The organism is Sulfuriflexus mobilis (assembly GCF_003967195.1).
Lineage (GTDB): Bacteria > Pseudomonadota > Gammaproteobacteria > AKS1 > AKS1 > Sulfuriflexus > Sulfuriflexus mobilis.
This window is the reverse complement of sequence record NZ_AP018725.1, coordinates 1,106,951-1,119,634: the sequence shown is the minus strand read 5'-3', so window position 1 is coordinate 1,119,634 and position 12,684 is coordinate 1,106,951. Positions and strand designations below refer to the sequence as shown.

The 12,684-nt window shown below is 54.5% G+C and carries 10 protein-coding genes; 7 read left to right on the top strand and 3 right to left on the bottom strand.

All coding sequences use genetic code 11. The annotated features are described in order from the left end of the window. Positions 1-117 precede the first annotated feature (117 nt). Positions 118-624, bottom strand: a complete 507-nt coding sequence (locus EL386_RS05710) for a hypothetical protein (protein WP_126454290.1) — start codon at positions 622-624, stop codon at positions 118-120. 81 nt (positions 625-705) lie between these two features. Then, positions 706-2,595: a molecular chaperone HtpG gene (gene htpG, locus EL386_RS05705; protein WP_126454288.1), complete on the bottom strand. Its 1,890-nt coding sequence runs from the start codon at positions 2,593-2,595 to the stop codon at positions 706-708. 54 nt (positions 2,596-2,649) lie between these two features. Between htpG and EL386_RS15595 the strand changes: the two genes are divergently transcribed. Both EL386_RS15595 and EL386_RS05700 read left to right on the top strand, forming a co-directional pair. Continuing rightward, positions 2,650-2,811 (top strand): hypothetical protein, encoded by a 162-nt coding sequence (locus tag EL386_RS15595; protein WP_172597633.1) that lies wholly within the window; start codon positions 2,650-2,652, stop codon positions 2,809-2,811. 215 nt (positions 2,812-3,026) lie between these two features. Beyond that, the gene (locus EL386_RS05700; protein ID WP_126454286.1) at positions 3,027-4,259 is read left to right on the top strand and encodes an HDOD domain-containing protein; all 1,233 of its coding nucleotides are present in this window, start codon (positions 3,027-3,029) and stop codon (positions 4,257-4,259) included. A 195-nt stretch (positions 4,260-4,454) separates the two neighbouring features. Here EL386_RS05700 and EL386_RS05695 read toward each other — a convergent pair whose 3' ends face one another. After that, positions 4,455-5,639, bottom strand: a complete 1,185-nt coding sequence (locus EL386_RS05695) for a pyridoxal-phosphate-dependent aminotransferase family protein (RefSeq protein WP_126454284.1) — start codon at positions 5,637-5,639, stop codon at positions 4,455-4,457. Positions 5,640-5,730: 91 nt separating this feature from the next. Here EL386_RS05695 and ppsA point away from each other — a divergent pair, with 91 nt between their 5' ends. The 5 genes from ppsA to glcF all read left to right on the top strand — a co-directional run bounded on the left by ppsA (position 5,731) and on the right by glcF (position 12,675). Next, positions 5,731-8,109, top strand: a complete 2,379-nt coding sequence (gene ppsA / locus EL386_RS05690) for a phosphoenolpyruvate synthase (protein WP_126454282.1) — start codon at positions 5,731-5,733, stop codon at positions 8,107-8,109. Positions 8,110-8,151: 42 nt separating this feature from the next. Beyond that, the gene (locus EL386_RS05685; protein WP_126454280.1) at positions 8,152-9,639 is read left to right on the top strand and encodes an FAD-linked oxidase C-terminal domain-containing protein; all 1,488 of its coding nucleotides are present in this window, start codon (positions 8,152-8,154) and stop codon (positions 9,637-9,639) included. Then, a complete protein-coding gene (locus EL386_RS05680) occupies positions 9,639-10,289 on the top strand; it encodes a hypothetical protein (RefSeq protein ID WP_126454278.1) in 651 nt (216 codons plus the stop codon). Before EL386_RS05685 ends, EL386_RS05680 begins: the two co-directional genes overlap by 1 nt. 108 nt (positions 10,290-10,397) lie before the next feature. Next, entirely contained in the window at positions 10,398-11,459 is a 1,062-nt protein-coding gene (gene glcE / locus EL386_RS05675; RefSeq protein ID WP_126454276.1) for a glycolate oxidase subunit GlcE, read from the top strand. 1 nt (position 11,460) lies between these two features. Beyond that, positions 11,461-12,675, top strand: a complete 1,215-nt coding sequence (glcF, locus tag EL386_RS05670) for a glycolate oxidase subunit GlcF (protein ID WP_126454274.1) — start codon at positions 11,461-11,463, stop codon at positions 12,673-12,675. Positions 12,676-12,684: the final 9 nt, after the last annotated feature.

Sequence of the window (12,684 nt, the reverse complement as noted above, 5' to 3'; positions counted from 1 at the left end):
GAGGAAATAGATTAATGAATATAAGCCCGGCGCAGAGACGCGCGGGCGCAATGAATGCGGAGAAAATCAATAAATATAACGATCAATTTCCGTAATGACCTCTGCATCCTCTGCGTCTTAAAATGACTCAAAACAACGCTTACGTGCCTTGACCCGGCGCAGGGCCCCAATACGCAGATTCGCCTTACGAATACGCACTTCTTCGGCGTGGCGTTTATAACCGGAGAAACCTAGATAGCCATACCAAAGTGGCACATCCAGTACCTCGACATCGGTCACCGACAGCACACCGAGCGTCCCCATCCAGATGGCAAAGGCATTTTTAGGATCACTGTAAAAACCCGGCACATAGCGATAGGTCAATGGCATGAGCATGCTGACTTCGTCATCCAGCACCATGCAGTCCTTTTCATAGTCATCCGGGCCAGGCTGGGCAGCCTCGGCCTTGCGATAGAGGCTGTCAAAGAATTTCTGCGTAAGCACATACGGCGGGAATTCCTCAAGATTAATCCTCTCGGCCTGTGGCTCATTATCCTCAACCACATCTGACTCCATGGCAGCCACCGGCAGCGACAACAGGCCAAACACTACCAGCCAGACAGCAGAAATGGGATGAATAGACATGCCGCATACCCTCAACATAACCTTATATATGAAAGGTATCGGCAGAGGCCGGCCCGACTTTAGCCGGGCCGGTCGTGAGGTTTATTTCTCGGCCAGGGTCAGTAACATGGCGTTCAGGCGCTGGACGAAAGCGGCCGGGTCTTCGAGCTGGCCACCCTCGGTGAGCAGGGCCTGATCGAAGAGGATCTGCACCCAGTCGTTGAAACGGGCCTCGTCGGTCTGTTCCTTTAACATACTGATCAGGGCATGCCCCGGGTTCACCTCGAGGATGGGTTTCAGGTCCGGCACATCCTGGCCGGCCGACTTAAGGATACGCTCAAGATTACCGCTTATGTCATTCGCATCCGAGACCAGACAGGCCGGCGAATCCGTGAGGCGATGGGTAACGCGTACGTCTTTCACCTCCTCGCCGAGGCTAGCCTTGATGCGCGCGATAAAGTCGGCATTTTCCTTTTCGATGCTTTCCTGCTGGGCCTTCTCTTCCTGGTCTTCGAGCGCACCGAGGTCAAGGTCACCCTTAGCCACAGATTGCAGCATCTTGCCATCGTACTCGGTCAGTGAAGAGACCAGCCATTCATCTACGCGCTCGGCGAGGAGCAGGACTTCAATACCCTTCTTACGGAAGATTTCGAGGTGCGGGCTGTTCTTTGCCGCATTGAAACTGTCGGCGGTAATGTAGTAGATCTTGTCCTGCCCTTCCTGCATACGGGCAATGTAGTCATCCAGTGAGACATCCTGGGTTTCGGTATTGCTGTGAGTCGAGGCAAAGCGCAACAACTTGGCAATCTGTTCGCGGTTGGCAAAGTCTTCGCCCGGGCCTTCCTTCATGACACGGCCAAACTCGCCCCAGAAACCGGCGTATTTTTCTGCATCATTTTTGGCCATGGCTTCCAGCATGCCAAGGACCTTTTTCACCGAACCGGCGCGCATGCTGTCAATGGTCTTGTTGTGCTGCAGGATTTCACGCGAGACGTTCAGCGGCAGGTCCGCGGAGTCGATCACTCCACGCACAAAACGCAGGTACTGTGGCATAAGCTGCTCGGCATCGTCCATGATAAAGACGCGGCGCACATACAGCTTGATGCCGTGACGGCTGTCGCGATCCCATAGGTCAAACGGCGCCTTCGAGGGGACATACAAGAGTGAGGTGTATTCGAGTTTGCCCTCGACACGGTTATGCAAATGGCACAACGGGTCCTGGAAGTCATGGGCAACGTGTTTGTAAAACTCGTTATATTCCTCGTCGCTGATCTCGGATTTACTACGCGCCCAGAGTGCCGAGGCGCTGTTCACTGTCTCCAGTTCACCGGCCTTGTCTTCTCCCTCCGCCGGCATGCTGATCGGCAGACTGATATGATCGGAGTATTTACGAATGATATTGCGCAGGCGGAAGCCATCGAGGAATTCATCTTCATCATCGCGCAGGTGCAGGATGACCGTGGTGCCGTGCTTGTCACGCTCAATCGTCTCCAGCGAGAAATCGCCCTCACCGGCCGACTCCCAGCGTACCCCGTGCTCACTACCGGTACCGGCACGACGGGTTTCGAGTGTGACCTTGTCGGCAACGATAAAGGCCGAATAGAAACCGACACCGAACTGGCCAATGAGATTAGCGTCACTGGCCTGGTCACCGGTCAGGGATTCAAAAAACTGCTTGGTGCCAGACTTGGCGATGGTACCGATATTATCGATAACCTCCTCGCGCGACATACCGATGCCGTTATCGGCGATGGTCAGGGTCTTCGCCTCCTTATCAAAGGAAACGCTCACACCCAGCGCACTATCGCCTTCAAACAGGGCATCATCGGCGAGGGCCTCAAAACGCAGCTTGTCGCAGGCATCCGAGGCATTCGAAATCAGTTCACGCAGGAATATCTCTTTATTCGAGTACAGCGAGTGGATCATAAGGCGCAGCAGTTGCTGCACTTCTGTCTGGAATTCAAGGGTTTCTTTGTGGGTCTCAACGGTCATCTGTTGTCAGGCTCCTGTTTTTCACATAATGGCTGGCAATGACATGGGGACAGCATGAGGCGCTTTCAAGCCCTGAGTAACGAGGCGCTACAGATGGCAGAGGACATCCCGCATGCACTGGCTGAATTGACCAGACTGACAGATGTATTGGCAGTGATCCAGGCCCGCAGCGGGCACACCGCCGCGACGGGCATCATCGGGCAAAAAAACCTCTAATAAAACAAGGTTTTTCAAGTTCTGCACCAAGCTGCCGATAAGCCCTCTGTCTCCTTACTCTTAGAGAAATACAGTGTCATGAAAACCCGGGTCATAACCTGTGCGAGTACCACAGCATAATGGGTAATCAATCATGGGACATTAGCACTAACCTGTCCGATTACCACAATCCACCTTGCCATATTTAAGATTGGCAGTGGAACAGGAGCATTAACATGTCATCCAACCGTACCGCCTGGGAACATCATCTCGACATGAGTTTTATGGATGATTTATTCCCGGTTAACCAGCTTAGCCAGAAAGCACGCGCACGCCTGTTCAAAAAGGCACGTTTCCAGCGTCTCAAGCGGGGGGACCGCCTGGCCGGGGTAAATGAGCAACACTGGCTGATATACACCTTACAAGGCATGATGATCGAGACCAATCTCAAGACTAATATGTCGCCACGCAAGGTGTCTCGCGACTGCCCGTTATTTAAGGAGAATCTTGCTGTTACGGCCAGTGCCATGGACGATAGTCTGATTATACGTTTTGACTGCAGTTTGTATGAACTATTGAAAAAAGAAGATGAAGGAGTTGGCTATGATGTAGATAACATTGATGTTTCCCAGACTGAGCAGGGCTTGTTCAACCAGATTCTTGAGGAATATAAAAATAACAATATTACTCTTCCTGGACTGCCTGAGATCGCTATCAAGGTACGGCAGGCTATTACAGCCGACGAGGTATCGATTACCGAAGTGGCTCGCATCATTGAAACTGATCTGGCCCTTACCGCAAAAATGATCAATATGGCAAACAGCGCATGTTTTTTCGACTCCGCACCTGTACGCTCAGTTTTTGATGCCATAAGTAGACTGGGATTTTCCGCCACACAGCAACTGGCCACTACGCATGCTGTTGCAAATATCTTCTCCAATACGGGCTCAACCATTCACAAAGAACTCAAGAAACTCTACGACCATAGTCTCCATATCGCCATGACAAGTTATTACCTCGCCAAAACCAGAACAGGTCTTGACCCAAACTATGCCTTGCTGGCCGGAATTGTGCATGATATCGGCACCATCCCTATTCTCGCGCACTTAGAAAAACTCGACTACCCCATCAATAAGGAAGAAGTCGATGAGATAGTGAATAAACTTCGTGGCATTATTGGTGGTTTGATCCTGTCGAAATGGGGGTTTGACAATGACCTGATTGAAGTGGCCGAGGAAGCCGAGCAATGGACACGTTTCAGCGACACCCCACTCGATTATTGCGATGTCGTTACAATTGCTCACTGGTGTGACGATTTAACCCGACAGGAGGATGAGCCCTCACCCGCAAGGGAAGAAATACCGGCATTCAGGAAGATAGGCATGGAATACATGGAACTTGAAGAGATCCGTACAATTCTCGACGAGGCCAGTGACGAAATACAGGAACTAAGAAAGTTATTATGCTAACTGTAGAATAATTGGACTCACGCCTGTAAAACCAGACCAGCAGGCTATCCTAACAATCTGATCATCTCACACGCGTCAGCTCGCGCGATCATTATACAAATGGCGTCACTTTAAAAAGGCTGACAGACCAACCGCGTCGGCCGGTTCAGAAGAGCCAGCCGACCACTGCCACAATATACTATAGTGTAAAAATAATTAAGACTTGCTGTAGGCCTGTTGCGCGGCCTTGACGCCGGCACCGCTGTTAATCGCTGCGCCCATATCCGTCAACACCGCGTCGAGTGACTGCAGGCAGAACAACACGTTGGTCTGGTTGGCGGCAAAACCCATCAGGCCAACACGCCAGACCTTACCGGCCAGGGCACCCAGTCCGGCACCGATCTCCAGGTTATATTCATTCAGCAGGCGACTGCGTACGCTGGCCTCATCGATACCCTCCGGGATGGTTACCGAATTCAGCTGTGGCAGGCGGTGTGCCTCATCTACAATAAACTGCAGTCCCATGGCCTCAAAGCCGGCACGCAGTGCAGCATGATGCCGGGCATGACGCGCCCAGGAGTTTTCCAGGCCCTCTTCTTCCAGGATCACGAGTGCTTCATGCAGGCCATAGAGGGCATTGATCGGTGCGGTATGGTGATAGGCACGTTTGGCCCCGCTACCCCAGTAACCCATAACCAGATTCAGGTCGAGGAACCAGCTTTGTACCTTGGTCTTGCGATTCTTGACCTTCTCCAGGGCGGCTTCATTGAAACTGATCGGCGACAGGCCGGGTGTGCAGGACAGGCATTTTTGTGTGCCGGAGTAAATCGCATCAATGCCCCACTCATCGACCTTCAGCGGTGTACCACCGAGTGAGGTCACGGCATCCACAATGGTCAGGCAGGCATGTTTGTGGGCGATCTCGACCAGGGTCTTAGCATCAGACTGGGCGCCGGTCGAGGTCTCAGCGTGTACGAAGGCGACAATCTTCGCATCCGGGTTGGCCTGCAGGGTGGCCTCGAGTTTCACCGGGTCAACCGGCTGGCCCCACTCATCATCAACAAATACGGCTACCCCGCCGCAGCGTTCGACATTTTCGGTCATACGCATGCCAAACACGCCATTACGACAAATCACAACCTTATCACCCGGTTCTACCAGATTAACGAAACAGGTTTCCATGCCGGCAGAACCCGGTGCCGATACCGGCATGGTCAATGCATTCTTGGTCTGAAAGGCATACTGCAACAGACCTTTCATTTCATCCATCATGGCCACAAAGGCCGGGTCCAGATGACCGATGGTGGGGCGAGACATCGCCTCAAGGATGCGCGGATTCACATCAGACGGGCCCGGACCCATCAAGGTACGCACAGGTGGATGAAAAGACTTGCTACCCATATGATTGCCTCTTAGCATGTAGATAAATTGCGGCGTAGTTTGTCGCATACACCAACGAATTTCCAGCATAAGCATAAAAAGGTCTATAGCCATGCAGTACGTGCGGACATTTAATACTCTCGGTATCCATGATATTGAGCTGGTCGGCGGCAAAAATGCCTCCCTTGGCGAGATGATCAGCGAACTCGCCGCATTGGGTTTACGGGTGCCTGATGGTTTTGCCACCACGGCCGAGGCCTACTGGTATTTTCTCGATCACAATCAGTTACGCCAGCCAATCACTAATGCCCTCGCTGAGCTCGATGTGCGTAACGTCACGGCACTGGCAAAAACCGGCAAGCAGATTCGTGACTGGATCCTGGGGGCGGAGTTACCCGCCGACCTCGCCAGTGAAATGCGTCAGGCCTATGCCGACCTTGCCGGTGTCTATGGTGCCAGTCCGGATGTGGCCATGCGTTCATCCGCTACGGCCGAAGACCTGCCTGGCGCCTCCTTTGCCGGGCAACAGAATACCTACCTGAACATCGTCGGCGAGCAGACCGTATTAAAAACCTGCCTGCAGGTCTTTGCCTCGCTGTTTAATGACCGGGCGATTGCCTACCGGGTAGATAAGGGCTTTGAGCATATGAAGGTCGCCCTCTCGATCGGCGTGCAAAAGATGGTCCGTGCCGACCTCGGTGCCTCCGGCGTCATGTTTACTCTGGATACGGAAAGTGGTTTTCGTGATGTGGTCTTAATCAACGCGGCCTACGGGCTGGGTGAAAATGTTGTCCAAGGTACCGTCAACCCCGATGAGTATCATGTTTTCAAACCCAACCTCGATAATGTGCATCGCCCCATCCTCAAGCGCGACCTCGGAGACAAGGCCTTACGCATGGTGTATGACAAAAGCGGCACACGTAACGAGGCGGTCCCTGAGGCAGAACAAAACCGTTTTGTACTCAGTGACGATGAAATACTCAGCCTCGCCCGCCAGGCGGTCATTATCGAACAACACTATTCGAACAAGGCCAGTGAAGCCCGGCCTATGGATATAGAATGGGCGCGTGATGGCAAGGACGGTCTACTCTATATACTGCAGGCACGCCCGGAGACCATTCATGCCATCAGTGAGCCAGGGCATTACGAACAGTTTGTGCTCGATGAACGTGCTGAAATTCTGTGTACGGGCAAGAGTGTCGGCCGCCGTATTGCCAGCGGCAAGGTGCGAGTCATCCAGAATGCCAGTGAGATGCGCAGTCTGCAGCAAGGCGAGATCCTGGTTACCGATATCACCGACCCCGACTGGGAACCCATTATGAAAATCGCCTCGGCGATCGTTACCAATCGCGGCGGACGCACCTGCCATGCGGCAATCATTGCTCGGGAGCTTGGCATACCTGCCGTGGTCGGCTGCGGTAACGCAACGACTACCTTATATAGTGGCCAGGCTGTAACGGTTGCCTGTAGTGAAGGGGATGAAGGTTTCATCTTTGCCAGTAAACTCGCCTGGCACACAACGACGATAGAACCCTTCACCGGCGAACGGCCACGAACCAAACTTATGCTCAATGTCGGTGACCCGCAACAGGCCTATAGCCTGTCGCAATTACCCAGCGACGGTGTCGGCCTGGCCCGGCTGGAATTTATTATTAACCATTATATCGGTGTCCACCCGCGCGCCCTGCTGGAAATGGATATGCTGGATGCCGGGGTGCGCCGCGATGTCGAGCAACGTTGTCGCGCCTTTGCCTCACCACGGGAGTTTTATATCCAGCGCCTCGCCGAAGGCATCGGCAGCATTGCTGCCGCCTTTTCACCCCGCCCGGTGATTGTGCGCCTGAGTGACTTTAAATCGAATGAATATGCCGCCCTGGTTGGCGGCCAGTATTTTGAGCCACTGGAAGAAAACCCCATGCTCGGTTTTCGTGGTGCCTCGCGTTATCCCTCACAGGACTTTACCGAATGTTTTCGAATGGAGTGCGAGGCACTTGTCTATGTCCGCCAGACCATGGGCCTGGACAACGTGGCCGTGATGATACCGTTTGTGCGCACCATCGATGAAGCCCGCGAGGTGCTGACGATCATGGAAGAATTCGGCCTTAAACGCGGTGACCAGGGGCTGCGCGTCTATCTGATGTGTGAACTGCCTGCCAACGCCCTGCTCGCCGATGAATTTCTTGAACTCTTCGATGGCTTTTCCATCGGTTCAAACGACCTGACCCAGCTGACCCTCGGCGTTGACCGTGACTCCTCGCTGGTCAAGGACTTTGACGAGCGAAACCCGGCTGTCCTCAAGCTCATGGAGATGGCGATCACGGCCTGTAAACGCGCCGATAAATATATCGGTATTTGCGGCCAGGCCCCGTCTGACTACCCGGAGATCACACACTGGTTAGTGGGGAAAGGCATCAGTTCCATCTCATTTAACCCCGACAGCCTGGCACCCATGTTTGATATTGTTCGTGATGCAGAGCGGCAGGACGACTAATGGTATTGGTAGACTTGCGCAGTTTGTTTTATTCTTGAGCCCATGCAAATGACCACAAATGACAAGGCCTACCGCGGCGAACGACAGGCGCTGGTCAGTGCGCTCGCCGCCACCCTGCCAGCGGGCTCCATCCTCAGTGCAGAGGAAGACCTGAAACCCTACGAGTGTGACGGGCTTTCCGCCTATCGCGCCACACCTTTTGTCGTGGTCTTGCCGGAGACTGTCGACGAGGTGCAACATGTGCTGCGCATTTGTCAGCGTCTCGACACGCCGGTCGTCGTGCGGGGTGCCGGCACCGGTCTGTCCGGTGGTGCCCTGCCGCATGAACGCGGCGTTCTGCTCAGCCTCGCCAAGTTCAACCGTATCCTCGACATTGACCCGCACAATCGTTGTGCCCGCGTGGAGCCCGGCGTACGCAATCTTGCCATTAGTGAGGCCGTGGATAATTTTGGCCTTTATTATGCCCCCGACCCCTCGTCACAAATCGCCTGCACGATTGGCGGTAACGTTGCGGAAAACTCGGGTGGCGTGCACTGCCTGAAATATGGTCTGACTGTCCACAACGTCCTGCAAATCAAGTTCCTGACCATGGATGGCGAACTGCACACCGTAGGTAGCAAGGCACTGGATGGACCCGGCTTTGACCTGCTGGCGCTAATACATGGTTCCGAAGGTCTGCTCGGTGTCATCATCGAGGTCACCGTCAAGTTGCTACCCCGGCCACAGCGTGTACAGGTCATGCTTGCCGCCTATGATGATATTGAAAAGGCCGGTGCCGCCGTCGCCGACATCATTGCCGCAGGTATCATCCCGGCCGGGCTTGAGATGATGGACAAACTCGCCATCCAGGCCGCCGAGGATTTTGTCCACGCCGGTTACCCGGTAGATGCCGTGGCCATTCTGTTGTGTGAACTGGACGGCACCGACGAAGAGGTCTCCGAGCATGTGCTGATCGTGCGCAAGATCCTCAAACAGAGCGGCGCTACTGAGGTCCGCACCGCAAAAGATGAACAGGAACGCGCCGCGCTCTGGAAGGGCCGCAAGGTCGCCTTCCCTGCCGTCGGCAGGATATCACCCGATTACTACTGTATGGATGGCACCATTCCACGCAAACGTCTGCCCGAGGTTTTGAAAAGCATTGCCGATATGTCGCGTGAATATGACCTGCGTGTAGCGAATGTCTTCCATGCCGGTGACGGCAACCTGCACCCCCTAATCCTCTATGATGCCAACAAACCTGGCGAGCTCGAACGCACCGAGGAATTTGGTGGCAAGATTCTCGAGCTGTGTGTCGCCGTCGGTGGCACGATTACCGGTGAACACGGTGTTGGCATCGAAAAACTCGATCAAATGTGTACACAGTTCTCGGCGGCCGAACTCGAACAATTGCATGCCATAAAACGGGCCTTCGACCCAGCGGGTTTGCTCAACCCCGGCAAGGCCGTGCCGACCTTGCATCGCTGTGCCGAGTTTGGTGCCATGCACGTCCATGATGGCAAACTTGCCTTCCCGGAACTTGAACGCTTCTGATGTCCCTCGCGATCAGTAAACAGGTTCTCCGCCTTGTTATTGTCATTAGCCTTGGTCTGTTGCCAGCCCTGTGCCTGCAGGCCGCCGAGGAAAAGGGTCTGGTCGGCAGTATCGAAGATAACCACTATATCGCCCGTGACCGCAGTTTCAGTTTTACCCTGCCCATTGAGGGTGACAAACAAAATATCAAGGCGGCCATTGATGATGCCCTCTTCCCCGACAAACAGGTCGTTACTATCCACTCCGCCACGGACGCCACCTATTACCGGCTTGAGGTATCCCGGGTGCCACCCGCAGATGACAAACATACCGCCTTTACCCAGGCCACGGACAAGGCCTTTGACTGGTATCGCCGCCTGATCAACCGCGCCTGGCAGGCACCCATCAGCGAGATCCTCCGTCAGGAGTTCAGCCAGGCCGGACAACCGGTGGGCTACGCCATTTACAAACAATTTGCCGATACCGGCAGTGGCCCGCGCTACCATATTTTTTATCTCGCCGATCAGGGTGACAGAGTCAGTTTTTTATGGACCCACATCAGTCTGCCCCGGGAAGACCTGGAGATCGAAGAGGCAATCATAGATGCCAGTTATGCGCCCGCCATGAAGGCCCGGCAACTCTTTAGTTCGCTTCGCCTCGAGACACCATGAATAGTTACCCACAGAATAGGTCATGCATGCCATTTTTCAGTTTATCGTCTCATCTCAGGCAGTGTGGCATAATCAGGCCCCGCGAGTTCAGACGCTGATAACAACCTTATGAATAACGATCAAACCACACCACTGCAGGAACGTATCCGCATCGCCATTGAACGCTCCAGCCCAGTTGCCATCAGCGGCCTGGGCAGCAAGCAGTTCTATGGTCGGCACGCACATGGGGAGAGCCTCAGCACACGCGAGCACTGCGGCATTATCAGTTATGAACCCAGCGAACTGGTCATTACCGCCAGGAGCGGCACACCACTGTCTGAGATTATCGCCTTACTGGATGAACACAAACAGATGCTCGCCTTCGAACCGCCCTTGTTTACGAACAGCGGCACCCTCGGCGGTGCTGTGGCCACCGGCCTGTCCGGTCCACGCCGTCCGTATAGCGGTTCATTGCGCGACTTCGTCCTCGGCATCAAGTGCATCAATGGTAAGGGCGAGGTCCTGAGCTTTGGTGGTCAGGTAATGAAAAACGTTGCCGGCTACGATGTCTCACGCCTGATGTGTGGTGCCCTCGGGACACTCGGCGTATTACTGGATATCTCGCTGAAGGTCTTACCCAAACCCGAACATGAAATCAGCCTGAGTCGCGAATGCAACCAGGAAGAGGCGCTTAAACTCATCGACCACTTCTCGGCCCGTGATATCCCGGTGTCTGCCGCGGCACATTATGACCGCCGGCTTTATCTGCGCCTGTCGGGTGCCGAGTCAGCGGTTCTCAGTGGCAGCGCCGAGATCGCCGGTGATGAACTGGTGCAGGCCGATAGCTTCTGGTCCTCGCTGCGCGATCACACACATGCGTTTTTTGTCGATGCCTCGCCGCTCTGGCGCTTGTCACTGGCGCCCGCTACCCCCTGTCTGAAACTTGATGGCGAGGCCTTTATCGACTGGGGCGGTGCACAGCGTTGGCTAAAGACAGATGCCAGCGCCGATGTCATCCGCAGCTTATGCGAGGCGCATGAAGGCCACGCCACCCTGTTCCGCCATGACGGACATGTCTCTGAGGTATTTCACCCACTCAGCCCGGGACTTGCCGCCATCCACCACCAGCTCAAACAATCCTTTGACCCACATGGCATCTTCAATCCCCAGCGCATGGTAGCGGAGTGGTAATATGCAAACGACGCTACATAAAAGTATTAAAGATACCCCGGATGGCCAGCGCGCCGATCAAATATTGCGTAGCTGTGTGCACTGTGGCTTTTGTAATGCTACCTGCCCCACCTACCAGTTACTCGGTGACGAACTTGAGGGTCCACGCGGCCGCATCTATCTCATTAAACAATTACTCGAGACGGCTCATAGCGGCACACACACACGGCAGCACCTTGATCACTGCCTGACCTGTCGGAATTGTGAAACCACCTGCCCCTCGGGAGTTGAATATCACAGCCTGCTCGAGATTGGCCGGCGCATTAGTGAACAACATGCACCGCGCAACCCCGCCTCGCGCCTGTTACGCAAACTACTGCGCCAGATACTGCCACACCGCCGGCGCATGCGGGCCCTGATCAGACTGGCGATATACCTGCGGCCGCTGATGCCCCGACAATACCGGCGACAAATCCCTGAAGCTGAGATCGCTGCCTATCAGACTGATACGCAGCATACACGACAGGTGATCCTGCCCGCTGGCTGTGCACAGGATGCGCTGGCCGCTGATATCAATCACGATTGTCAGGCCTTGCTCGACAAACTTGGCATCACCGCCATCAGCACGACACCAGACACCTGCTGCGGTGCAGTCAGTGCCCACCTCTCTGCCGAAGATGAGGCCCGCGACTTTATCAGACAGAATATCGATGCCTGGTGGCCACATATTGAAAACGGTGCCGAGGCCATCCTCAGTACCGCCAGTGCCTGCGGCCTGCAAATCAAAGACTATGGAAAGATGCTCGCCGATGACCCGGCCTATGCCGATAAGGCGATACGGGTCGCCGAACTGTGCAGGGATGTCAGTGAATACCTGCAGCAACAAGACCTCTCTGCATTACCACGGTATAACAATCGACGTATCGCCGTGCATAGCCCCTGTACCCTGCAACACGGCCAGGGGATTACGGGTGTCATCGAATCGCTGCTGCAACAACGTGGTTACCTGCTGACCCACACCGTCGACCCACATCTGTGTTGCGGCTCGGCCGGTACCTATTCGATCCTGCAGCGCAAGCTCTCACAACGCCTGTTGCACAATAAACTCGACGCCCTCTCAGGGGATTCGCCTGAATTGATCGCCACGGCCAATATCGGCTGCCTGTTACACATGCGCAGTGCCAGCACGGTTCCCGTGGTACATTGGCTGCAATTACTCAATAACGAAAATATCTGACAATAACAT